The following is a 233-nucleotide window of genomic DNA, read 5'->3' as shown; positions in this document are numbered from 1 at the left end:
GAATCCACTTCTTTTAGGAATGGAAATTCACTTTTATATTTTGCAGGAGTCGGAAACTTTTGCTTTTTAAGCAATTCTTTATCATCCTTGAACTTTTCATACGTTTCTTTGCGTTCAGCTAACATCTTATTGTAGACAAAGCGAACACAACCAAATGTCTTAGCTAATAATGCGGATTGTTCTTTGTTTGGTAACAAACGAAACTTGAAAGCTTTGTTTTGCTTGGCCATATC

Annotated in this window: 1 protein-coding gene; it reads right to left on the bottom strand. The window is 34.3% G+C overall.

The window, feature by feature from the left end; genetic code table 11:
* Positions 1–230, bottom strand: a 230-nt coding sequence (locus IC21_RS02575) for a helix-turn-helix domain-containing protein (protein ID WP_155116785.1), incomplete at its 3' end; no start/stop codon positions are given.
* Positions 231–233: the final 3 nt, after the last annotated feature.

It is taken from the genome of Heyndrickxia coagulans DSM 1 = ATCC 7050 (assembly GCF_000290615.1).
GTDB classification, from domain to species: domain Bacteria; phylum Bacillota; class Bacilli; order Bacillales; family Bacillaceae_C; genus Weizmannia; species Weizmannia coagulans.
The sequence above is the reverse complement of the archived record's forward strand: the minus strand, read 5'-3'. Positions and strand labels throughout refer to the sequence as shown.